Raw genomic sequence first — 21,329 nt, forward strand, 5'->3', positions numbered from 1 at the left:
CGGCGGCGGGGCCGTGGGGGCGGTCGGGTCGGTCCGGTCGCCGTGCGAGGGCGACGAAGGGGCGCCGGAGCCGTCCCCGGCCACCGACCGGGCGCCTACGCCGCTGCTCCGAGGCGACGGCACGGCAGCTGAGCCGTCCACGCCCCGCGGTCCGGCCCAGGCACGCGGATCCGGGGATCCGGCGCCACCGTCGGCTCGCCGAGACGCGGCCGCTTCACCGCGTACCGGCCCTTCCGAGCCCGAGACCGGCCCACCGCCGACACCGCCAGGCACCGATCCCTCCGTTCGCGACCCCTCGCCGGTCGCACGTGTGGCCTGCGCTCCCGGGACCGGCTGCTCGCCCTGCGGATCGCCGGGGGCCGGCGGCCGCGTGGGTCTCGGCGGGGTGGTCGGGAGGGGCGGGGCGGCGGGCGGCGGAGGTGCCGTGGGGCGTGGGGGGACGGGGGCGCGACGCGCTTCCGTGCTCATGCACCCCCCGTTTCCTCGTGCCCGGGCGCGTCCTCGTACGCGGGCCGTCGTCGCGTTGTCCGTCTGCCCGGTGCGGACTCGCCGACCAGGCACGCATACCCGCACGGGCGGGGTGTCATCCCGGCGCGGTCGTGCGGCCGGGGCGTTCCCACACATGCGTGCGCGTCACTCTACGGGTTGATCCTGGGCGAACGGGAACCAGTCCGGGACCCCGTGTGCATCTGCCCGGAACATCCCCCTACCCTGCGGTAATCCTGCATGGCAGGCTTCGTTCATGACTGCGCGCGCCGCCGACCGGGCCCGTTACGACCGGGCCACCGCCCATCTCGACGCCCCTCTCGCGATCGTGGACCTGGACGCCTTCGACGCCAACGCGGACGACCTCGTCCGCCGCGCCGGCGGCAAGCCGATCCGCGTCGCGAGCAAGTCCGTACGCTGCCGTGCCCTGCTGGAGCGGGTACTCGCGAAGGACGGGTTCGCGGGGATCATGTCCTTCACGCTCGCCGAGTCCCTGTGGCTGGCGCGGTCCGGGTTCGACGACGTTCTGCTCGCCTACCCGTCCGCCGACCGCGCCGCCTTCGCCGAGCTGGCCGGCGATCCCAAGCTCGCCTCCGCCGTCACCGTGATGATCGACGATCCGGCACAGCTCCGGCTCATCGACGAGTCCCGGGACGGGGGGCGTGAAGTCGTGCGGGTCTGCCTGGAGTTGGACACCGCGCTGAAGCTGCTCGGCGGGCGCGTGCGCGTAGGCGCCCGGCGTTCGCCGCTGCACTCCCCCGCCCAGGTCGCCGACATGGCTCGGCTCGTCGCCCGGCGGCCGGGGTTCGAGGTGGTCGGGATCATGGCGTACGAGGGGCACATCGCCGGGGTCGGGGACGCCGTGGCGGGGCGGCCGTTGCGGTCGCGTGCCGTGCGGCTGATGCAGGCCGCCGCGCGCCGGGAACTCGCCGAGCGGCGGGCCGAGGTGGTGCGGGCGGTGCGGGCCGTGGTCCCGGGGCTTCAGTTCGTCAACGGCGGCGGGACCGGCAGTGTGCAGCACACGGCCGCCGAGGACTGCGTCACCGAGATCGGGGCCGGGTCGGGGCTTTATGTGCCGCGGCTGTTCGACAACTACACGTCCTTCAGCGGGCGTCCGGCCGCGCTGTTCGCCCAGCCGGTCGTGCGCCGACCGGGGGTCGGGGTGGTGACCGTCCTCGGCGGGGGGTATCCGGCCTCGGGTGCGGCCGGGCCCGACCGGCTGCCGGTGCCATATCTGCCCGAGGGGCTGCGGTACGACCCTCAGGAGGGGCCCGGCGAGGTGCAGACGCCGCTGCTCGGCTCCCCCGCCGACGATCTGCTGATCGGTGACAAGGTGTGGTTCCGGCACGCCAAGGCGGGTGAGCTGTGCGAGCGGTTCGAGAAGCTGCACCTCATCGAGGGGGACGCGGTGACGGCCACCGTGCCGACGTACCGGGGTGAGGGGCACACCTTCCTGTAGCCCGGCTTTCGGTGGCTCAGGACGTCGTGGGCCGGATGCCGCGCGTGAAGCGGTCCATGTCGGCCAGGGGCGGCCCGTTCTCGCCCGCGTCGAAGACATAGCGGACGATGACCGGTGCCTCGGTTCCGGCGGGGGACGCGAAGGCGAGGGACTGGACGTATCCGCCCGGTCCCGCGGCGGTCCTGACCCGCCAGCGCACGAGGTAGCCGGTGCGGCCCGCCACCTCGACCGGGCCGGACTTGACGACCTGGTGGGACTCGATGCCGCCGAAGGGTCGCCGGCCGACGCGGTCACGGTCGTAGGCCTCGTCGGCCGCCTCCTTGATGTCCGCCTTGGCGAGGGCCTCGGGGGCCGTCTCGCCGTTCCGGGTCGTCGCCGTGCGCGAGATGACCTTGCCGTGCCGGCAGGAGCCGAAGTCCTCGGCGGGGCATTCGTAGGTGCCGTCCGTGGACATGAGGACGTCGGCCTCGGTGTAGGTCTGGGGCCTGACCCAGCCGTCGAGCAACGGCAGGGTGATGCCGTTGAGTTGGTCCACCACGACGGCCGGGTCGTCGGCGGAGGGCTCGGAGGTGGACCCCGAAGGGGTAGGGGTGGGGGCGTCGGTGACCGGCTCACGGGGCGCGGGCTGCGAGCTCGCGAGCGTCGGCGCGGTGTTCACCTCCGCGCCCCCGTCCTCCTCGCCGAGCACGATCGCGCCCGTGACGATCGCGGTGACCAGTACGGCTCCGGCGGCGGTGAGGGCGATGACCCTCGACCGCAGCGCGGAGGCTTCACCGGCGGACGGCGGACCGGGCGGCGTCGGCGCCTGCGGGCCGGGGTACGGCGGCCCGTACGGCTGCGGCGGGCCGGGCACGGGCGGCGCCGGCACCGGCGGTCCCGGGACGTCGGGAGCGCGCCGGTGCTCGGTCCAGGCCGTTCCGTCCCACCAGCGCTCCAGATGCGGGGCCTTGGGGTCGCGGTACCAGCCGGGCGAGGGTGTCATGCTCATCCCGGCCACTGTAGGACGGCCTACAGCGGCGTGACGTACGCCCCGGAGATTCCGCCGTCGACCAGGAAGTCGGTGGCGTTCACGAACGAGGAGTCGTCGCTGGCCAGGAAGGCGACCGCGGCGGCGATCTCCTCGGCCTCGGCGAAACGGCCGACCGGGATGTGGACGAGACGGCGCGCGGCGCGCTCGGGGTCCTTGGCGAACAGCTCCTGGAGGAGCGGGGTGTTGACCGGGCCGGGGCACAGGGCGTTGACCCGGATGCCGTCGCGGGCGAACTGCACGCCCAGTTCGCGGGACATGGCCAGGACTCCGCCCTTGGAGGCCGTGTACGAGATCTGCGAGGTCGCCGCGCCCATCCGGGCCACGAAGGACGCCGTGTTGATGATGGAGCCCTTGCCCTGCTGCCGCATGTAGGGGATGGCCGCCTTGCAGCACAGGTAGACGGAGGTGAGGTTGACCTCCTGCACGCGCTTCCAGGCCTCCAGGCCGGTCTCCAGGATGGAGTCGTCGTCGGGCGGCGAGATGCCGGCGTTGTTGAAGGCGATGTCGACGCTGCCGTAGGTGTCGTACGCCGTCTTGAACAGTGCCTCGACCTGCTCGGGGTCGGTGACGTCGACCTTGACGAAGATTCCGCCGACCTCCTCGGCGGCTGCCTTGCCGCGCTGTTCGTCGACGTCGCCGCAGACGACGTGGGCGCCCTCGGAGGCGAGGCGGCGGGCGGTGGCGAGGCCGATGCCGCTGCCGGCTCCGGTGATGACGGCCGTACGGCCGACGAGGCGACGGCACACGTTTGCTTCGGTCACTGTGCGGGGCCTTCCGTGCTGATGAAGACGTTTTTGGTTTCGGTGAAGGCGGTCAGGGCGTCCGGGCCCAGCTCGCGGCCGAGGCCGGACTGCTTGAAGCCGCCGAAGGGGGTCCAATAGCGGACGCTGGAGTGGGAGTTCACGGACAGGTTGCCCGCCCGGACCGCCTGGGAGACGCGCAGGGCGCGGCCGACGTCACGGGTCCAGATGGAGCCGGAGAGGCCGTAGTCGGTGGCGTTGGCGAGGGCCACGGCCTCCGCCTCGTCCTCGAAGGGGAGGACGACGGCGACGGGGCCGAAGACCTCCTCGACGGCCACGCGCGCGTGCGGGTCGACGCCCGTGAGGACGGTGGGCGGGAACCAGAAGCCGGGGCCCTCGGGAGCCTTGCCCCGGATGCCGTCGGCGCCCGCGTCGACGTACGAACGCACCCGGTCCAGCTGGGACTTGGAGATCAGCGGGCCCATCTGCGTCTGCTCGTCGGCCGGGTCGCCGACCAGGACCGACTCGATCGCGGGGGCGAGGAGGTCGAGGAAGCGGTCGTAGGCGGAGCGCTGGACGAGGATGCGGGTGCGGGCGCAGCAGTCCTGGCCGGAGTTGTCGAGGAAGGACATGGGGGTGGCGGCCGCGGCGGCTTCGAGGTCGGCGTCGGCGAAGACGATGTTGGGGCTCTTGCCGCCGAGTTCGAGGGTGACGCGCTTGAGGAGCGCCGAGCCCTTCGCCAACACCTGTTTGCCCACGGTCGTTGACCCGGTGAAGACGATCTTCGCGACACCTGGGTGCTCGACGAGGGCGTTCCCCGCGACGGGACCGTGGCCGGGAAGGACTTGGAACAGGCCCTCCGGGAGTCCTGCCTCCAGGGCGAGTTCGGCCAGCCGCATCGCGGTCAGCGGAGTCGTCTCGGCGGGCTTGAGGATGACCGCGTTGCCGGCCGCGAGCGCCGGGGCCGTGCCCCAGGCCGCAATCGGCATCGGGAAGTTCCAGGGGGCGATCACGCCCACGACGCCCAGCGGTTCGAGGATCGTCACGTTCAGGCCGCCGGCGACCGGGATCTGCCGCCCGGTCAGCCGTTCCACTCCCCCGGCCGCGTAGTCGAGCAGATCACGGACGTTGCCCGCCTCCCAGCGGGCGTTGCCGACGGTGTGTCCGGCCTCGCGGACCTCCAACTGGGCGAGTTCTTCGAGGTGTTCGTCGACGGCGACGGCGAACCGGCGCAGCAGCCGGGCGCGTTCACCGGGTGCGAGGGCGGCCCATCCGGACTGCGCCTTCGCGGCCCGTACGACGGCGGCGTCGACGTCGGCCGCGGTGGCGGCCGGGACGGTGGCGACGACCTCTTCGGTGGCCGGGTTGAGTACCTGGAGCTGGTCGGACAAGGAGGGCCTCACATGCGTTCGAAGGAGCGGCGCAGCTCCCAGTCGGTGACCGCGGCGTCGAAGGCGTCCAGCTCGACGCGCGCCATGTTGCGGTAGTGCGCGACGACCTCGTCCCCGAAGGCGGCCTTGGCGATCGGGCTGTTCTCCCAGAGCTCGGCGGCCTCGCGCAGGGTCGTCGGGACGTGCTCGAAGTCGGCGGCGTAGGCGTTGCCGGGGCAGGGCTCGGGCAGCTCCAACTTCTGCTCGATGCCGTAGAGGCCGGCCGCGACCAGCCCGGCGACGGCGAGGTACGGGTTGACGTCGCCGCCGGGGAGCCGGTTCTCGAAGCGCATCGAGCGGCCGTGGCCGACGACGCGCAGGGCGCAGGTGCGGTTGTCGTAGCCCCAGGCGACGGCGGTCGGGGCGAAGGAGCCCGGCTGGAACCGCTTGTAGGAGTTGATGTTGGGGGCATAGAGCAGGGAGAAGTCCCGCAGGGCCGCCAGCTGCCCGGCGAGGAAGTGGCGCATGACGTCCGACATGCCGCCCTCGCCGTCCCCGGCCATGACGTTGTTTCCGGCGGCGTCCGCGAGCGAGAGGTGGATGTGGCAGGAGTTGCCCTCGCGCTCGTTGTACTTGGCCATGAAGGTGATCGAGACGCCCTCCTGGGCGGCGATCTCCTTGGCGCCGGTCTTGTAGACGGCGTGCTGGTCGCAGGTGACCAGGGCATCGTCGTACTTGAAGGCGATCTCGTGCTGGCCCGGGTTGCACTCGCCCTTGGCGGACTCGACGGTGAGGCCGGCGCCGGTCATCTCGTTGCGGATGCGGCGCAGCAGGGGCTCGATCCGTCCCGTCCCCAGCACCGAGTAGTCGATGTTGTACTGGTTGGCGGGTGTGAGGCCGCGGTAGTTCGCGTCCCAGGCCTGCTCGTAGGTGTCCTTGAAGACGATGAACTCCAGCTCGGTGCCGACCTTGGCCGTGTACCCGAGCTCGGCGAGGCGCTCCAGCTGGCGGCGCAGGATCTGGCGGGGTGCGGCGACCACGGGCGAGCCGTCGCTCCAGGCGAGGTCGGCGACGAGCATGGCCGTACCGGCGTTCCAGGGCAGGCGGCGCAGCGTGGCCAGGTCGGGGTGCATGGCGAAGTCGCCGTAGCCGCGGTCCCAGGAAGACATGGCGTAGCCGTCGACGGTGTTCATCTCGGTGTCGACGGCCAAGAGGTAGTTGCAGCCCTCGGTGCCGTGGTGGAGGACCTCGTCGAGGAAGAAGCGGGCGGCGAACCGCTTGCCCTGGAGCCGCCCTTGCATATCGGGGAAGGCCAGAACGACAGTGTCGATCTCACCGCTCGCGACGAGGGCGTGCAGCTCCTCGACGCTCAGCGGGGGTGTGCGGTCTGCCACGGGAGAGCCTCCATTCGGCTACTTCGGTCAGCCGGAAGCCATAAGGTATTGCCGGGGACCATTGATTGGGAAGGGGGTCCGGCCACATGTCGCAGTCCGACCGCATGGCGCAGGCGGGCAGGGAGCACGGGGCGGCCGGGGCCGACGACCGGCTGACGTCGGTGCTGCGGCCGGTGCGGGCCGGGAACGGCTTCGAGGAGGCCCTGGAACAGATCCTCCAGGTCGTCCGGCTCGGCCTGGTGCCGGGCGGCGAACGGCTGCCGGCGGAGCGCGAGCTGGCCGACCGGCTGGGGATCAGCCGGGTGACGCTGCGCGAGGTGCTGAAGGTGCTCCAGGAGCAGGGCCTGGTCGAGTCGCGGCGCGGGCGTTACGGCGGCACCTTCGTGCTGCCGCGCCCCGAGACCCCGGGCGAGGAGGAGCTGCGCCGCCGCCTGAAGGACGTGGACGTCGAGGACACGCTGCGCTTCCGCGAGGTCCTGGAGGTGGGCGCGGCCGGACTGTGCGCGGCGCACGGCCTGGACGGCGAACAGGGCGACCGGCTGCGCGAGGCCCTGGCCCGCACGCACGACGCCCCGCTCGCCGAGTACCGCCGCCTGGACACGCTGCTGCACCTGACCCTCGCCGAACTGTCCGGCTCCCCCACGCTGACCGCCCAGTACGCGGCCGTCCGCGCCACGGTCAACGACCTGCTCGACTGCATCCCGCTCCTGGTACGCAACCTTGAGCACTCCCAGCGGCAGCACACCGCCCTGGTGGAGGCCGTGATCGAGGGCAACGCGGAGTGCGCGCGGGAGATCATGCGCGAGCACTGCGGGGGGACGGCGGCGCTGCTGCGGGGCTTCCTCGGCTGAGCCGTCTCACGTACCGGTGAGCCAAGGATTTACGGGCGATTAACGCAGGGGTATTGCCTTCCCGTGGCCGAGACCGCAAAGGTGTGGATCCATTCCATTGAGCCGGAGCTCGGTCGACCCCACCGTGCCCGGAAAAGCCCGGTGTCCGCCGCCGTGGGGAGTTGACCCATGTCCCAGGAATCCACCACCACACCCGCCCCCGAGGCGGACGACTATCTGGAACGCAGAACACTACGCCGAGGCAGCGCCGGCTGGGTGCTGCTGACCGGCCTCGGTGTCGCCTATGTCGTCTCCGGCGACTACTCGGGCTGGAACTTCGGCCTGGCCGAGGGCGGCTTCGGGGGCCTGGCGATCGCCATGGTGCTCATGGGCGCGATGTACGCCTGCATGGTCTTCGCCCTCGCCGAGCTGTCCTCGATCCTGCCCACGGCGGGCGGCGGCTACGGCTTCGCCCGCCGGGCGCTCGGCCCCTGGGGCGGCTTCCTGACCGGTACGGCGATCCTCATCGAGTACGTCCTGGCGCCCGCCGCCATCGTCATCTTCATCGGCGACTACGTGGAGTCGCTGGGCCTGTTCGGCCTGGAGTCCGGCTGGCCGATGTACCTGGTCTGCTTCGCGATCTTCCTCGGCATCCACCTCTGGGGCGTCGGCGAGGCCCTGCGCTTCAGCTTCGTGGTCACGGGGATCGCGGTGGCCGCCCTGATCGTGTTCGCACTGGCGGCGCTGCCGGACTTCTCCTTGGCCGGGCTGGACGACATTCCGGTCGACACGTCGGCCGCGGGGTCGAGTTCCTGGCTGCCGTTCGGCCTGCTCGGCATCTGGGCGGCGTTCCCCTTCGGCATGTGGTTCTTCCTGGGCGTCGAGGGCGTGCCGCTGGCGGCCGAGGAGACCAAGGAACCGGCCCGTACGCTGCCGAAGGCGATCCGCTGGTCGATGGCCATCCTGGTGGTGCTGGCGGTGGTGACCTTCTTCGCGGCCGCCGGCGCACGCGGCTCGGCGGCGATCCAGGAGGCGGGCAACCCGCTGGTGGAGGCGCTCCAGCCGGACGGCAAGGCAACGACCCTGAGCCGGATCGTGAACTACGCGGGCCTGGCGGGCCTGGTGGCGTCGTTCTTCTCCCTGATCTACGCGGGCTCCAGGCAGCTGTTCGCTCTCTCCCGCGCGGGCTACCTGCCCCGCTTCCTGTCCCTCACCAGCCGCCGCAAGGCGCCGTACCTGGGCCTGCTGGTGCCCGGCACGATCGGCTTCCTGTTGGCGGCGGTGTCGGGCGACGGCGCCCGGATGCTGAACATCGCGGTCTTCGGCGCGACCATCTCCTACGCGCTGATGTCCCTGTCGCACATCGTGCTGCGCCGCAGGGAGCCCGAGCTCGCGCGACCGTATCGCACCCCGGGTGGCGTGCTGACGTCGTCGGTCGCCCTGGTGCTGGCCTGCGCGGCGCTGGTGGCCACGTTCCTGGTGGACGTGACGGCGGCGTTGATCGCGCTGGCGGTGTACGTCGTGGCCGTCGGGTACTTCGGCCTGTACAGCCGTAAGCGGCTGGTGGCGAAGGCTCCGGAGGAGGAGTTCGCGGCGCTGGCGGCGGCCGAGGCAGAGTTGGCACGGGACTGAAGCGTTCGACTGTGAGGGAGTCGTGGTGGCCAGGCCGTTGATCGGTGTCAGCACCTATCTGGAGTCCGGTGCGCGCTGGGGTGTGTGGGAGCTGGACGCCGCGCTGCTGCCGGTCGGTTATCCCCGGCTGGTGCAGCGGGCCGGCGGCCTGGCCGCGATGCTGCCGCCGGACGACCCGGCGCACGCGGCCGCGGCCGTCGCCCGGCTGGACGGGCTGGTGATCGCGGGCGGCCCCGACGTGGAGCCCGGACGGTACGGCGCCGAGCCGCATCCCCGGACCGGGCCGCCGGCGCGTGCGCGGGACGCCTGGGAGCTGGCCCTGATCGACGCGGCGTTGGCCGCGGGGATCCCTGTGCTGGGGATCTGCCGGGGGATGCAGCTGCTGAACGTCGCCCTCGGTGGCACGCTCGTGCAGCACATCGGCGGGCACGCGGAGGTGGTGGGTGTCTTCGGCAGCCACACCGTGAAGCCGGTGCCGGGGAGTCTGTACGGCGGGGTGGTGCCGGAGGCGGCGTCCGTGCCGACGTATCACCATCAGGCGGTGGATCGGCTGGGGTCGGGCCTGGTGGCGTCGGCGTACGCGGAGGACGGGACGGTGGAGGCGATCGAACTTGCCTCTGCGTCTTGGGTGCTGGGCGTGCAGTGGCATCCGGAGATGGGTGATGATCTGCGGGTGATGCGGGGGTTGGTGCGGGCGGCTGGTGGCTGACGGGGGATTGCGCCCCCGCCGCCCCTACCCGTCCCATCCTTGAAGGGGCTCCGCCCCTTCCACCCCGCCAGGGGGCTCCGCCCCCTGGACCCCCGCTCCTCAAACGCCGGAGGGGCTGGATTTACCTGGGGGAGGGTAGGGGCGGCGGGGGCGAAGGAACTACCCCCGCGTCAGCGACAGCAGATCCCGGGCCGGGCCCACCGGACGATGCCCCGTCGGCCACACCGCCCGCAGGTCCCGCGCCAAGGACACATCCGCCACCGGCACACTCACCAGCCGCCGCATCGCCAGCTCCTCCCCCACCGCGAGCTCGCTCAGCACCGCCGGCCCCGCCCCACTGACCGCCGCCGCCTTGACCGCGGTGGTCGAGGACAGCTCGATCAAAGGACGGGCCAGCCCGCCCAGCGCCGCGTCCAGGACCTGCCGCGTACCCGAACCCTTCTCCCGCAGGATCAGCGGAGTCACCGCGAGCTCCGAAGCCTCCAGTGGACGTCGGCGGCGGGCCCAGGCGTGCCCGGGCGCGGTCACCACTATCAGGTTGTCGTGGGCGATGACCACGGAGTCCAGCCCCGTCGGGGCGGTCAGCCCCTCCACGAACCCCAGGTCCGCCTCGTCCGCCAACAGCCGCTCCGCCACCGCCGCCGAGTTCCCCGCGAGCAGCGACACCGCCGTGTCCGGACGCTGGGCGCGCAGCGCGAGGAGCCAGCCCGGCAGCAGGTACTCCGCGATCGTCATGCTCGCCGCCACCCGCAGCCGCGAGTCACGCCGGTCCCGCAACGCCTGCGCACCCGCGTCGAAGGCCTCCGCGGCCTCCACGACGCGCCGCGCCCAGTCCGTCACCAGCGCCCCGGCGTCCGTGAGCCGGGAGCCCCTCGGTGACCGGTCCACCAACGCCACCCCCAGTTGGCGCTCCATCGACCGGATCCGGCTGCTCGCCGCCGGCTGGGTGATTCCCAGCTCACGCGCCGCCCCGCCCAGACTGCCGAGCCGCGCCACCGCCAGCAACAGCTCCAGCGCGCCGAGATCCGGGACACGATGTGCCAGGGTTCCCGCGCGAAACTGCCCCTCCGCCGCTTGAGTCATAAGCCCAGTTTATGTCGCCATAGAGGCAAACTCCCTGGTGGCAAGCAACGCCATCCGGCGACCCTGAGCGCATGGTCACCGCCGTCCGCCATCTCGGACCCAACTGGTACGCGTCCGTCATGGGCACCGCCGCCGTCGCCACCGCCGGAGCCGGACTGCCGTTGCACCTCCCCGGCCTGCGTACCGCCTGCACGGCCGTCTGGGCCCTCTCCCTGGCCCTGCTCGTCACCCTGCTCGGCGCACGTGCCCTGCACTGGACCCACCACCGCGACCAGGCCCGCGCCCACCTCCTCGACCCGGCCACGGCGCCCTTCTACGGCTGCCTGTCCATGGCCCTGTCGGCCGTCGGCGGCGGTGCCGTCACCGTGGGCCGGGACTGGATCGGGATCGGAGCGGCGGTCGCGCTCGACGCCGTCCTCTTCACCGCCGGCACGGTCGTCGGGCTGGCGGCGGCGGTCGCCGTCCCGTACCTCATGGCCGTACGCCATCGCATCGAGCCGTCGCAGGCCACGCCCGTGTGGCTGTTGCCGCTCGTCGCGCCCATGGTGTCCGCCGCGCTCGGGCCGCTCCTGGTGCCGCATCTGCCGCCCGGGCAGGCCCAGGAGACGCTGCTGCTCGCCTGCTTGGCGATGTTCGGGCTGAGTCTGCTCGCCACCCTGCTGATGCTGCCGCTGGTCTTCGCCCGGCTGGTCACCGGCGGGCCACTGCCCCTCGCCCTCACCCCGACGCTGTTCCTGGTGCTGGGCCCGCTCGGGCAGTCCACCACCGCCGTCGGCATGTTCGCCGAGGTCGCGCCAGGAGTGGTCCCCGCGCCGTACAGCCAGGCGTTCGGCATTCTCTCGGTGCTCTACGGCGTGCCCGTCCTGGGCTTCGCGCTCCTGTGGTTCGGGCTCGCCACCGCCCATGTGCTGCGGGCTCGGCGGCACGGCATGGGGTTCGCGATGACGTGGTGGGCGTTCACCTTCCCCGTCGGCACCTGTGTCACCGGCGCCACGGCACTGGCCCGGCACACCGGGCTCGTGGTCTACGGCTGGCTCGCCGTCGGGCTGTACCTCGTGCTCGTCGGCGCCTGGGCCGTCGCCGCCGTGTGCACCGCCCGCGGTCTGCTCAGTGGTGCGCTGCTCGCAGGGCCTCGGCCAGCACCCGCGGTGCCTCGGCCAGTGACGGGCCGTACCACGTCAGGTGCCGTCCGCTGACCAGCGCGCAGGGCAGGCCGGGGAAGGCCTCCGGGCCGTCTTCGGCCGTGAAGCGGTACGGCTCGTCGGGGAGGACGACGACGTCGGGGGCCGCTGCCCGCAGGTCGTCCAGGGGGATGCGGGGGTAGCGGTCCTCGTGCGTCGCGTAGAGGTGGTCCACGCCGAGGCGGGTCAGTACGTCACCCGCGAAGGTGTCGCGGCCCAGCACCATCCAGGGGCGCCGCCAGATCGGGACCACGGCCGTCGTACGGCGTTCGGGGAGCGGAAGCGACGACCAGGTCCGCTCCGCGTCGTCCAACCAGCGCGGGCGGGCCGTCGCCCCGCAGGCGTCCAGCACACGCGCCAGTTCCCGGAAGGCCCCCGGGACGTCCCGCACCTCGGTCACCAGGACCTCGATGCCGGCTGCGCGGAGGGCGGCGAGGTCGGGCTCGCGGTTCTCCTCCTCGTTGGCGATCACCAGGTCGGGGGCGAGGGCGACGATCCGGTCGATCTTGGGATTCTTGGTGCCGCCGACGCGGGTGACGTCCAGGTCGGCCGGATGGGTGCACCAGTCCGTGGCGCCGACGAGGGCGCCGGGGACCGAGACGGCCACCGCCTCCGTCAGGGACGGCACCAGGCAGACGACGCGCATCAGCGCCCCGGCCGGTCCCGGACCGCCTCGATGTGCTCCGCCACCGCCACGACGACCACGCGCGTGTCCGGCACGGTCGCCCGCCAGCGGTGGCGCACCCCGCCGGTGAGGTACAGGGTGTCGCCCCGGCCCAGCCGGTAGGCGCGGCCTTCGGCCTCGATCTCCACGGCGCCGTCGGCGACGTACATCAACTGGTCGTTGCGGTACTGGAATTCACGGCCCGCGTCATGGTCGCCGGTGAACTCCGAGGCGTGCATCTGATGGTGACCGCGCACCAGGGAACGCACCCGTGGTTCCGGCTCCAGCTCGATGGACTCGGCCCGCACCACATCGACGCTGCACGCCGGGTCGGCGGCGGCGAGGAGCTCCACGGCGGTCGTACGCAGCGCGTCGGCGACCTTTTCCAGGGAGCTGCGGCTGGGGCGTGCCCGGTCGTTCTCGACCTGGCTCAGGAAGGGCACCGACAGGCCGCTGCGCTCGGCGACGACGGCAAGGGTGAGGTCCAGCGCGCGACGACGCCGCCGTACGGCCGCGCCCACTCGGAGGGACTGTTCTTTGTGGTCGCCCATCGCTCCGGCTCCCTCCTTCGCTCGTCGGTCCGATGTCCTCGCGTCCGCCTCCCGGCGCACACCTTCTGTTGAGTTCTCTGCACCCTACGCATGTTCGGCAAACCGTTTCATGCGCCCGCCACATCGACGACACCTCAGGGGGAGTACGACCCATCGGTTCGCGCCAGCGGGATCGGCGCCCCGGACGTGACAGCCGCCCGCACGGCACCGCTGACTCCCGATCAGCACGAGTACCCCGTGTTCATTTCAATGCTGCGGCGGCCTCCCCTGTTCCCTCGGGGTCGCCGCTGGAGCGCCTGGCCGAGGCCGAGGGGCTCGGGTGGTGGTGTAGCGCTCTGTGGTTGGCCGGATCCTTCTCGTAGGCGCGGGCAGGTCTCGGTCCGGCCCAGGGCGGTGGTGACGCACACAGAACCGGGTGCGGGATTCACGTACGCGTGAATCCCGCACCCGGTTCATTTTTCTACATCGGAGCCCGCGGAGCTATCCCGTAACGGGCGCCAGCTCGTCCTCGATCCCCGGATGGGCGTCCATCCAACGGCGTGCGGACTCCTTCTCGTTTCCGGCGCCGCCCTTCTGGATCTCGACCTCCAGTGAGGCGAGTTGCTCCTCGGTCAGCTTGAAGTCCTTCAGCCAGCCGCTCAGTTCCGGGAATTCCCGGCCGAAGTCCTTCTTGGCCACGGTGTGGATCTGCTCGCCCTTGCCCCAGGCGCCCTTCGGGTCCTGGAGCTTCCTCAGGTCGTACTTGCCATACGCCCAGTGCGGCGACCACAGCGTCACGACCACGGGCTCACGCTTCTTGATCGACCGGTCCAGCTCCGCCAGCATCGACGACGTACTCGACGAGACGACCTTGTACTCGCCCTCAAGGCCGTACGCCTTCAGCACCGACTTGTTCAGCGTGCCCATCATCCCGGCGCTCGCCTCGATACCGATGATCTTCCCGCCGAACTTCTTCCCCTGACCCTTCAGGTCGGCCAGCGAATCGACGCCCTTCACATAGGAGGGGACCGTCAACTCCAATGACGTCGGCCCGTACCACGGCCCGAGGTCGTCCAACTTCCCCTTGAAGCGGTCCATATATTCCTTGTGCGTGGTCGGCAGCCAGCCGTCCAGCTGTACATCCATCTGCCCCTGCGCGAGCGAGGTGTAGAGCGGGCCGGGGTCGAGCTGCTTGACGTTCGGCCGGTAGCCGCGGTCCTCCAGGATGTTCTGCCAGAGGTAGGTGGCAGCGATGGCCTCGTCCCATGGGAAGTAGCCCATGTCGACGGTCTTGCCCGCGTCCTTGCCCTGCGCCTTCGCGCCGCCGGGAACCGGGGCGAGCTTGTCGACCAGGCCGGGGTTCTTCTTCAGCCAGGTGCGCACACCGTCCTGCTCCTGGCCCTCGCCCGCCGCGCGGATGTCGTTCTCCAGGCTGGTCAGTTGCGTCTCGGTGAGCTTGAAGTCCTTCAGCCACTTCGCGGCGGTCGGGTCCTTCTTGGCGAAGCCCTTGTGCGCGACGGTGTGGATCTGCTCGCCCTTGCCCCAGGCGCCCTTCGGGTCCTTGAGCTTCTTCAGGTCGTACTTGCCATACGCCCAGTGCGGCGACCACAGCGTCACCACGACAGGCTCACGCTTCTTGATCGACCGGTCCAGCTCCGCCAGCATCGACGACGTACTCGACGAGACGACCTTGTACTCGCCCTCAAGGCCGTACGCCTTCAGCACCGACTTGTTCAGCGTGCCCATCATCCCGGCGCTCGCCTCGATACCGATGATCTTCCCGCCGAACTTCTTCCCCTGACCCTTCAGGTCGGCCAGCGAATCGACGCCCTTCACATAGGACGGGACCGTCAACTCCAACGACGTGGGCCCGTACCAGGCGCCGAGATCGTCGAGCTGGGAGCTGTACTTGTCCCAGTACGCCTTGTGCGTGGTCGGCAGCCAGGCGTCGGTCTGGAAGTCGATGTCGCCGCGGGCCACGCCCGAGTAGAGCGGGCCGGGGTCGAGCTGCTTGACGTCGGTCTCGTAGCCGCGCTGCTCCAGGAGCTCCTTCCACAGGTACGTGGTGGCGGTGCCCTCGTCCCAGGGGATGTAGCCGAGGTTGATCTTCTTGCCCTGGCCCACGTTCGTGCTGTTCCCGGCGGCGGTCTGCTCGCCGGAGCCGGTCAGGTTCATGCCGCCGGCGACGAGGGCGAGGACCACGACGCCGATGACCGCCACCGCGCCGCCCGGCTTGTAGTGGGCGAGCTTGAAGCGGCCCGCGGCGGCGACCGCGGCCTTGGCCGCGGCGCGGCGGCCGAGGGGGGAGACCCGCCGGCCCAGCGCGCCGGTCATCCGGTCCAGGTACATCGCGAGGATCACCACGGCCACACCACTCTCGGCGGCCAGGCCGACCTTGAGCTGGGTGATGGCGGAGTAGACCTGCTCACCGAGGCCGCCGGCACCGGCCATGCCGCCGATGACCACCATCGACAGGGCCAGCATGATCACCTGGTTGACGCCGGCCATGATCGTCGGCAGCGCGAGCGGCAGTTGGACGCGGGCCAGGGTGGTGCGCGGGCTGGTGCCGAACGCCTCGGCCGCCTCGATCAGTTCGCCGTCCACCTGACGGATGCCCAGCTCGGTCATCCGCACGCCCGGGGGCATGGCGAAGATGATCGTCGCGAGGAGGCCGGGGGTGGTGCCGACGCCGAAGAACATGACGCCGGGGATGAGGTAGATGAAGGCCGGCATCGTCTGCATGACGTCGAGCACCGGCCGCAGCTGGGCGCTGACCCGGTCGCTGCGGGCGGCCCAGATGCCCAGCGGCACCGCGAACACGATGGTGATGACCGCGGCGACGAGGACGAGCGAGAGCGTGTGCATCGCGTCGTCCCACAGGCCGAGCGAGTCGATCAGGGCGAGGCCGACGAAGGCCAGAGCACCGGGCAGCAGACCGCGCAGCCAGCACGCGACCACGGCGAGGATCCCGGCCATCAGCAGCGGCTCGCCGCCGCCGAGGACGGCGTCGACCGCGTCGTACATGCCGCCGAGGACGGCTTTGACGATGTCGAAAACCCAGGTCAGGTGGGACTGCAGCCAGTCCACCAGGTTTTCGATCCAGTCTCCGAAGTGGATCCTAGGCATTGGCGATCACCTTCCCGTCGCGGGTGCCGCGCGGGTTGTCGCAGGGCTCGGGCTCGCCCTGCTGGTCGCCGAGGAGGCCGACGAGGCGCTGTCTGGGGACGCGGCCGACGAGTTTCCCCTTGGCGTCGAGGACTGCCACGGGGTGCGTCAGGCGGGCGCTGATCGCGCAGAGCTCGGTGAACGGTGTGTCCGGCGTCGCGGTCTCGCAGCCGCAGCCGACCTCGTCGCCGCGGACGTCCTCGTCCATGACGGCCGCCGCGGTGAGGACCCGGGAGCGGTCGACGTCCTGGATGAAGGAGGCGACGTAGTGGTTGGCGGGGCGGATCAGGATGTCCTCGGCGCTGCCGGTCTGGACGATACGGCCGTCGCGCATGACCGCGATGCGGTCGCCGAGCCGCATGGCCTCGTTGAGGTCGTGGGTGATGAAGACGATCGTCTTCTTCAGGGTCTGCTGGAGCTGGAGCAGCTGGTCCTGCATGTCACGGCGGATCAGCGGGTCGAGCGCGCTGAACGACTCGTCCATGAGGAGCAGGTCGGCGTCGGTGGCGAGCGCGCGGGCGAGGCCCACGCGCTGCTGCATGCCGCCGGACAGCTCGTCGGGCCAGGACTTCTCCCAGCCGCCGAGACCGCACAGTTCCAGGGCTTCGGCGGCGCGCTTCTCGCGCTCGGCGCGGGGCACGCCCTGGACGCCGAGGCCGTACGCGGCGTTCTCCAGGACGCTGCGGTGCGGGAACAGCGCGAAGTGCTGGAACACCATGCTGATCTTCTGCGCGCGGACCGCACGCAGCTCGCGGTCGCCGAGTGCGGTCAGGTCCTGGCCGTCGAAGCGGACGTGACCCGCGGTCGGCTCCAGGAGCCCGTTGAGCATGCGCAGCAAGGTGGACTTGCCGGACCCGGACAGGCCCATGACGACGAAGATCTGGCCCGGTTCCACGGTGAAGGAGGCGTCGATCACGGCGGCGGTGGTGCCGTCGGCGCGCAGTTCCTCCCGGTCGGCTCCCTGGCGGAGCCGCTCGACAGCCTCGTCCGGTCGTCTGCCGAACACCTTGTAGAGATGCTCGGCCTCAAGTCTGGATGACACGGGTACCTCTTGTTTCGACGGCAAAGGAAAGGGAGCGACGGGCGCAACAGTTGAATGCGCAAGCGCGTCGCTCCGGGCGGGCGCCTGCCCTCGTTCCCTGAGCACAAACACACAAGTGCTCCAGGCCACACGGCACGCGCACACCGCAACGCACTGCGCAGGGAGGGCGGCGGCTTGCGCACCAGCGGGCCGGTGTCAGTGCCGTACGGCATGATGCGTGGCGTGACCGGACGACTGATGCTCCTCGACACCGCCTCGCTCTACTTCCGCGCCTACTTCGGCGTCCCGGACTCCGTGAAGGCCCCGGACGGCACGCCGGTGAACGCCGTGCGCGGGCTCCTCGACTTCATCGACCGCCTGGTCAAGGACCACCGCCCGGACGCGCTGGTGGCCTGCATGGACGCCGACTGGCGGCCGCAGTGGCGGGTCGAGCTGATCCCCTCCTACAAGGCGCACCGCGTCGCCGAGGAGCACGAGGTCGGGCCGGACGTGGAGGAGGTGCCCGACACGCTGTCGCCGCAGGTGCCGGTCATCGAGGCCGTCCTCGACGCGCTCGGCATCGCGCGCGTGGGGGTCGAAGGGTACGAGGCGGACGACGTGATCGGCACGTTCACGGCTCGGGCGAAGGGCCCGGTCGACATCGTCACCGGCGACCGGGACCTGTACCAGCTGGTGGACGACGCGCACGGGGTGCGGGTGCTGTATCCGCTCAAGGGTGTGGGCACCCTCCAGCTCACCGATGAGGCGTGGCTGCGCGAGAAGTACGGCGTCGACGGCCGTGGGTACGCGGATCTGGCGCTGCTGCGCGGCGACCCGAGCGACGGCCTGCCGGGCGTGCCGGGCATCGGTGAGAAGACGGCCGCGAAGCTGCTGGCCGAGTTCGGCGACCTGGCCGGGATCATGGCGGCGGTCGACGACCCCAAGGCGAAGCTCACGCCCTCGCAGCGCAAGCGGCTGGACGAGGCGCGGCCGTATCTGGCCGTGGCGCCGACCGTGGTGCGGGTCGCCGCCGACGTCCCGCTGCCCGACGTCGACACGACGCTGCCGCGCGCGCCCCGGGACCCGGCGGGGCTGGACGAGTTGGCGCTGCGGTGGGGGCTCGGCGGGTCGCTGCAGCGGCTGCTGGTGACGCTGGGGGTGTGAGGACGCCCGGGACCCTGCCGACGTCGGGGGCGTGAAAGGGGGCCCGAGGCACTGCATGGGGTTCCTGGCGCGGGGAATTCGTTCCGTGTGTGCGCGTATATGCACCCTTTCGTGAACGAGCGGTGGCGGGTCATTGCGGCATTCATCGAAGGGAGGTGCTAACTTAGGTAAACCTAAGCTTGGAACGAGGGAGGCCAGTGATGGCTCTACGCCCTGCCCGCAAGCCGCGGAAGCCCCACTCCGCGCAGGTCGTCCGTACCGAACGGCTGACCCCGCACATGCAGCGGGTGGTGCTGGGCGGCGAGGGGCTCGCCGACTTCGCGGCGGACACCTGCACGGACCACTACGTGAAGATGCTGTTCTCCCCCGAGGGCGTGAGCTATCCCGAGCCCTTCGATCTGGAGCGCATTCGCGAGGAACTGCCGCGCGAGCACTGGCCGGTGACCCGGACGTACACCGTGCGGGCCTGGGACCCCGAGCACCGCGAACTCACGCTGGACTTCGTGCTCCACGGCGACGAGGGCCTGGCCGGCCCGTGGGCGATGCGCGCCCAGCCCGGTGAGACCGTGCGGTTCATGGGCCCCGGCGGCGCCTACGCGCCCGACCCGGACGCCGACTGGCATCTGCTCGTCGGCGACGAGAGCGCGCTGCCCGCGATCGCCCGCTCCCTGGAGTCGCTGCCCGACGGCGCCCGGGTGTACGCCTTCGTCGAGATCGCCGGCCCCGAGGAGGAGCAGAAGATCGACTCCGATGTGGACGTCATCTGGCTGCACCGCGGCTCCCGTCCCGTCGGCGAGGCGCTGGTCGAGGCCGTGCGCGCGCTGGAGTTCCCCGAGGGCCGGGTGCACGCGTTCGTGCACGGTGAGGCGCACTTCGTGAAGGAGCTGCGCCAGCTGCTGCGGGTCGAGCGCGGTGTGCCCCGCGAGGACCTGTCGATCTCCGGGTACTGGCGGCTCGGCCACGACGAGGACGGCTGGCAGGCCTCCAAGCGGGACTGGAACGCGCGGATCGAGGCGGAGCAAGAGGGGACGGCGCCGGCGGCGTAGTCCCGCGTGAACCCAAAGGGGCGGCACCTTCACGGGCGCCGCCCCTTCGCTGTGCCCAGGGAGTCGGCCGCTTGCCGCCTGCCGTACGGAGCCCTGGGAGCCCGCCTGCTGCCGCATGAGCCCTGCGACGCCCATCCGTGAGGACATAGGCTCGGCTCGGACATGAGCACGTCATGCGTTCGAAACAGCCCCTCCCTAATTTCTGTCGCCCGACAGGAACTCTCGCGCCGCTGTGCGAAAGCAGGTTGCCGCCATGACGAGCACCGCCCCCGCCACCCCTCGCCCCGACCCGCCGCACGACCCTGACGCGCGCTCCCTCGCCGCCTTCGGATACCGCCAGGAACTGCACCGCAGCCTCGGCCGGTACGCGTCGTTCGCGGCAGGTTTCTCCTTCATCTCCGTCCTGACGACCGTCTTCCAGTTCTTCGCCTTCGGATTCGCGTTCGGCGGCCCCGTCTTCTTCTGGGCCTGGCCCGCGGTGCTCGTCGGGCAGTTGCTGGTGGCGGCGTGCTTCGCGGAACTGGCGGCGCACTATCCGATCTCGGGCGCGATCTACCAGTGGTCGTCACGGCTCTCGAACGTCACCTTCGGCTGGTTCGCCGGCTGGATCATGGTGATCGGGCAGATCGTGGTGGTCGCCGCCGCCGCGCTGGCCCTTCAGATGGTGCTCCCGGCGATCTGGTCCGGCTTCCAGCTGGTCGGCACCGACCCGGCGCCCACCTCGGCGGACGGGGCGGCCAACGCGGCGATCCTCGGCGTGATCCTGCTGCTCCTGACGACCGTGGTGAACGTCCTCGACAACCGCGTGCTGTCCCTGATCAACCGGGTCGGCGTCACCGCCGAGATCATCGGCGCGGTCCTGATCATCGTGCTGCTGCTGACCCACTCCGAGCGCACGCCGAGCATCACCTTCCACACCGAGGGCGCCGCGCAGAACGGCCTGTTCGCGGCGCTGCTGGTGGGCTCGTTCACGGCGGCGTACGTGATGATCGGCTTCGACAGCGCAGGCGAGATGAGCGAGGAGACACGCGCCCCGCGCCGCACCGCACCCCGCACCATCCTCACGGCGCTCGGCTCGGCCGGCGTGCTCGGCGGCCTGCTCGTCCTGGGCGGCCTGCTCGCCGCCCCCAGCCTCACCGACGGGCACCTGTCGGTGGACGGCCTCAGCTACGTCCTCACCAGCAGCCTGGGCGACGGTCTCGGCAAGGCCCTGCTGGCCGACGTGGTGGTCGCGATCACGGTGGCCACCCTCGCCATCCAGACGGCGGCCTGCCGCATGCTCTTCTCGATGGCCCGCGACACTCAACTGCCGTTCGCGAAAAGGCTCGCCCACGTCAACCCCCGCACGGGCATGCCCACGGCGCCCGCCCTGGTCGTAGGCGTCCTGGCGGCGGCCCTGCTCCTCCTCAACTTCGCCTCCCCGGAGGCGTTCCTGGCGATCGGCACCACCTGCATCGTGATGCTGTACCTGGCGTACGCGATGGTCACGGGGCCACTGCTGATCCGCCGCCTGCGCGGCGAGTTCACCCCGTCCGGCACCGACGAGACCGGCGCCCCCCTGTTCTCCCTCGGCCGCTGGGGCATCCCGATCAACGCCCTGGCCCTCCTCTACGGCCTCCTGATGACCGTCAACCTGGCCTGGCCCCGGGCGGAGGTGTACGACCCGGCGGGCGGGCACTGGTACTTCCAGTGGTTCACGGTCTTGTTCCTGGCGGTCACAGTGGGACTGGGCTGCCTGTACCGGTGGCAGAGGGCACATCGAGGGCGCATCTCGGAGAACGGGGCCCCGCCGGCAGTACCCTCAGAATCCGGCTGATCGCCGTTT

Annotated in this window: 17 protein-coding genes; 8 read left to right on the forward strand and 9 right to left on the reverse strand. The window is 71.3% G+C overall.

Annotated features, from left to right (window positions below):
- Window positions 1-742 precede the first annotated feature (742 nt).
- Window positions 743-1,945, forward strand: coding sequence for an amino acid deaminase/aldolase (locus ACTMVF_RS08690; RefSeq protein ID WP_441270354.1), 1,203 nt, complete (start codon window positions 743-745; stop codon window positions 1,943-1,945).
- A 16-nt stretch (window positions 1,946-1,961) separates the two neighbouring features.
- Here ACTMVF_RS08690 and ACTMVF_RS08695 read toward each other — a convergent pair whose 3' ends face one another.
- The 4 genes from ACTMVF_RS08695 to ACTMVF_RS08710 are packed head-to-tail and all read right to left on the reverse strand — an operon-like array spanning window position 1,962 to window position 6,479.
- The gene (locus ACTMVF_RS08695) at window positions 1,962-2,927 is read right to left on the reverse strand and encodes a DUF2510 domain-containing protein (protein WP_441270563.1); all 966 of its coding nucleotides are present in this window, start codon (window positions 2,925-2,927) and stop codon (window positions 1,962-1,964) included.
- 26 nt (window positions 2,928-2,953) lie between these two features.
- Complete coding sequence (locus ACTMVF_RS08700) at window positions 2,954-3,736, reverse strand: 3-oxoacyl-ACP reductase (RefSeq protein WP_441270355.1); 783 nt, start codon at window positions 3,734-3,736, stop codon at window positions 2,954-2,956.
- Window positions 3,733-5,106: an aldehyde dehydrogenase family protein gene (locus ACTMVF_RS08705; RefSeq protein WP_441270356.1), complete on the reverse strand. Its 1,374-nt coding sequence runs from the start codon at window positions 5,104-5,106 to the stop codon at window positions 3,733-3,735. The genes ACTMVF_RS08700 and ACTMVF_RS08705 overlap by 4 nt, the downstream gene beginning before the upstream one ends.
- An 8-nt stretch (window positions 5,107-5,114) precedes the next feature.
- Complete coding sequence (locus ACTMVF_RS08710) at window positions 5,115-6,479, reverse strand: glutamine synthetase family protein (protein ID WP_441270357.1); 1,365 nt, start codon at window positions 6,477-6,479, stop codon at window positions 5,115-5,117.
- Between the two features lie 104 nt (window positions 6,480-6,583).
- Between ACTMVF_RS08710 and ACTMVF_RS08715 the strand changes: the two genes are divergently transcribed.
- The 3 genes from ACTMVF_RS08715 (at window position 6,584) to ACTMVF_RS08725 (ending at window position 9,650) form a co-directional block, all read left to right on the forward strand.
- Window positions 6,584-7,330: a FadR/GntR family transcriptional regulator gene (locus ACTMVF_RS08715; RefSeq protein WP_441270564.1), complete on the forward strand. Its 747-nt coding sequence runs from the start codon at window positions 6,584-6,586 to the stop codon at window positions 7,328-7,330.
- 168 nt (window positions 7,331-7,498) lie between these two features.
- On the forward strand, window positions 7,499-8,941 hold the full coding sequence (eat, locus tag ACTMVF_RS08720) for an ethanolamine permease (protein WP_441270358.1): 1,443 nt from the start codon (window positions 7,499-7,501) through the stop codon (window positions 8,939-8,941).
- A 22-nt stretch (window positions 8,942-8,963) separates the two neighbouring features.
- Window positions 8,964-9,650, forward strand: a complete 687-nt coding sequence (locus ACTMVF_RS08725; protein ID WP_441270359.1) for a gamma-glutamyl-gamma-aminobutyrate hydrolase family protein — start codon at window positions 8,964-8,966, stop codon at window positions 9,648-9,650.
- Window positions 9,651-9,809: 159 nt separating this feature from the next.
- On the opposite strand, the gene ACTMVF_RS08730 is transcribed toward ACTMVF_RS08725, so the two are convergent.
- A complete protein-coding gene (locus ACTMVF_RS08730; RefSeq protein WP_441270360.1) occupies window positions 9,810-10,733 on the reverse strand; it encodes a LysR family transcriptional regulator in 924 nt (307 codons plus the stop codon).
- Window positions 10,734-10,804: 71 nt separating this feature from the next.
- Between ACTMVF_RS08730 and ACTMVF_RS08735 the strand changes: the two genes are divergently transcribed.
- Window positions 10,805-11,929 (forward strand): TDT family transporter, encoded by a 1,125-nt coding sequence (locus tag ACTMVF_RS08735; RefSeq protein ID WP_441270361.1) that lies wholly within the window; start codon window positions 10,805-10,807, stop codon window positions 11,927-11,929.
- On the opposite strand, the gene ACTMVF_RS08740 is transcribed toward ACTMVF_RS08735, so the two are convergent.
- The 4 genes from ACTMVF_RS08740 to ACTMVF_RS08755 form a co-directional block, all read right to left on the reverse strand.
- Complete coding sequence (locus ACTMVF_RS08740; RefSeq protein ID WP_441270362.1) at window positions 11,841-12,560, reverse strand: helical backbone metal receptor; 720 nt, start codon at window positions 12,558-12,560, stop codon at window positions 11,841-11,843. The two genes, ACTMVF_RS08735 and ACTMVF_RS08740, sit on opposite strands and share 89 nt — an antisense overlap.
- A complete protein-coding gene (locus ACTMVF_RS08745; RefSeq protein ID WP_441270363.1) occupies window positions 12,560-13,129 on the reverse strand; it encodes a helix-turn-helix domain-containing protein in 570 nt (189 codons plus the stop codon). Before ACTMVF_RS08745 ends, ACTMVF_RS08740 begins: the two co-directional genes overlap by 1 nt.
- A gap of 480 nt (window positions 13,130-13,609) precedes the next feature.
- Window positions 13,610-16,234 carry an ABC transporter permease/substrate binding protein gene (locus tag ACTMVF_RS08750; RefSeq protein WP_441270364.1) on the reverse strand — a complete coding sequence of 875 codons (2,625 nt, stop codon included), beginning with the start codon at window positions 16,232-16,234 and terminating at the stop codon, window positions 13,610-13,612.
- Window positions 16,227-17,315 carry a quaternary amine ABC transporter ATP-binding protein gene (locus ACTMVF_RS08755; protein WP_441270365.1) on the reverse strand — a complete coding sequence of 363 codons (1,089 nt, stop codon included), beginning with the start codon at window positions 17,313-17,315 and terminating at the stop codon, window positions 16,227-16,229. The genes ACTMVF_RS08750 and ACTMVF_RS08755 overlap by 8 nt, the downstream gene beginning before the upstream one ends.
- A gap of 213 nt (window positions 17,316-17,528) precedes the next feature.
- On the opposite strand from ACTMVF_RS08755, the gene ACTMVF_RS08760 reads away from it, so the two are divergent.
- The 3 genes from ACTMVF_RS08760 (at window position 17,529) to ACTMVF_RS08770 (ending at window position 21,320) form a co-directional block, all read left to right on the forward strand.
- Window positions 17,529-18,458, forward strand: a complete 930-nt coding sequence (locus ACTMVF_RS08760) for a 5'-3' exonuclease (RefSeq protein WP_441270565.1) — start codon at window positions 17,529-17,531, stop codon at window positions 18,456-18,458.
- Between the two features lie 200 nt (window positions 18,459-18,658).
- Window positions 18,659-19,504 (forward strand): siderophore-interacting protein, encoded by an 846-nt coding sequence (locus ACTMVF_RS08765; protein WP_441270366.1) that lies wholly within the window; start codon window positions 18,659-18,661, stop codon window positions 19,502-19,504.
- 253 nt (window positions 19,505-19,757) lie between these two features.
- The gene (locus ACTMVF_RS08770; protein WP_441270367.1) at window positions 19,758-21,320 is read left to right on the forward strand and encodes an amino acid permease; all 1,563 of its coding nucleotides are present in this window, start codon (window positions 19,758-19,760) and stop codon (window positions 21,318-21,320) included.
- Window positions 21,321-21,329: the final 9 nt, after the last annotated feature.

The sequence above is a fragment of the Streptomyces sp. SD31 genome, from assembly GCF_052068475.1.
Taxonomy (GTDB): Bacteria; Actinomycetota; Actinomycetes; order Streptomycetales; family Streptomycetaceae; genus Streptomyces.

Coding starts and splice junctions, on each gene's coding strand:
- ACTMVF_RS08690 (WP_441270354.1), top strand. CDS start 743: ATGACTGCGCGCGCCGCCGACCGGGCCCGTTACGACCGGGCCACCGCC.
- ACTMVF_RS08695 (WP_441270563.1), bottom strand. CDS start 2,927: ATGACACCCTCGCCCGGCTGGTACCGCGACCCCAAGGCCCCGCATCTG.
- ACTMVF_RS08715 (WP_441270564.1), top strand. CDS start 6,584: ATGGCGCAGGCGGGCAGGGAGCACGGGGCGGCCGGGGCCGACGACCGG.
- eat (WP_441270358.1), top strand. CDS start 7,499: ATGTCCCAGGAATCCACCACCACACCCGCCCCCGAGGCGGACGACTAT.
- ACTMVF_RS08730 (WP_441270360.1), bottom strand. CDS start 10,733: ATGACTCAAGCGGCGGAGGGGCAGTTTCGCGCGGGAACCCTGGCACAT.
- ACTMVF_RS08735 (WP_441270361.1), top strand. CDS start 10,805: ATGGTCACCGCCGTCCGCCATCTCGGACCCAACTGGTACGCGTCCGTC.
- ACTMVF_RS08740 (WP_441270362.1), bottom strand. CDS start 12,560: ATGCGCGTCGTCTGCCTGGTGCCGTCCCTGACGGAGGCGGTGGCCGTC.
- ACTMVF_RS08745 (WP_441270363.1), bottom strand. CDS start 13,129: ATGGGCGACCACAAAGAACAGTCCCTCCGAGTGGGCGCGGCCGTACGG.
- ACTMVF_RS08750 (WP_441270364.1), bottom strand. CDS start 16,234: ATGCCTAGGATCCACTTCGGAGACTGGATCGAAAACCTGGTGGACTGG.
- ACTMVF_RS08760 (WP_441270565.1), top strand. CDS start 17,529: ATGCGTGGCGTGACCGGACGACTGATGCTCCTCGACACCGCCTCGCTC.
- ACTMVF_RS08765 (WP_441270366.1), top strand. CDS start 18,659: ATGGCTCTACGCCCTGCCCGCAAGCCGCGGAAGCCCCACTCCGCGCAG.
- ACTMVF_RS08770 (WP_441270367.1), top strand. CDS start 19,758: ATGACGAGCACCGCCCCCGCCACCCCTCGCCCCGACCCGCCGCACGAC.